This window comes from Pseudomonadota bacterium (assembly GCA_038533575.1).
Classification (GTDB): domain Bacteria; phylum Pseudomonadota; class Alphaproteobacteria; order Rhodobacterales; family Rhodobacteraceae; genus Shimia_B.
The window spans coordinates 1-610 of sequence record JBCAYL010000036.1 but is presented as its reverse complement, the minus strand read 5'-3'; the positions used below and the strand labels follow the sequence as shown (position 1 = coordinate 610).

The 610-nt window shown below is 67.2% G+C and carries 1 protein-coding gene; it reads left to right on the top strand.

The window, feature by feature from the left end; all coding sequences use genetic code 11:
* A partial coding sequence (locus AAFM92_16890) for a DNA ligase-associated DEXH box helicase (GenBank protein MEL7302036.1) occupies nucleotides 1-465 on the top strand: 465 nt, incomplete at its 5' end.
* Between the last annotated feature and the right edge of the window lie 145 nt (nucleotides 466-610).

Here is a 610-nt window from a genome sequence, read left to right as displayed (position 1 = left end):
AATATCGCCCCCATCCTCACCCATGGCGCGGTGGAAAACACCAACGCCGTCCTGCGCGCCCAAGGCATCCCTTTGCCCGACACGATCCATGTCACGCCCGACCTCACCCCCAAGGACCACCCCGGCGCGCTCATCATCGCGCCCCCGGGCGCGCTCGGCTCCACCTGGGCGCGCCGCTTCCGCCCGGCCTCCACGTCGTTTGCCAGCGGCTGGATGCGCATGCGCGGGGTCCGCCGCCGCCGCGCCGTCGACCGGGGCTTTGTCATCTCAGACCACGCCGATTGGGCGGGTCTCAACACCGCCATCGCCGCCACGGGCGCGACAAAAATCTTCGTCACCCACGGCTACACCGACATCTTCGCCCGCTGGCTGACGGAACAGGGCTATGACGCCGATGTCGTCCCCACCGAATTCACCGGCGAAACCCTCGACGAGGCCTCTGACGATTCAGGTGAGGCCGCATGAAAGACTTCGCCGCACTCTACGGCCTGATCGACCAGACAACTAAGACCAACACCAAGGTCGCCGCCCTGGCGGACTATTTCCGCACTGCACCCGATCAAGACCGCCTCTGGACGATCGCGCTTTTCTCCGGCCGCCGCCCCCGCCG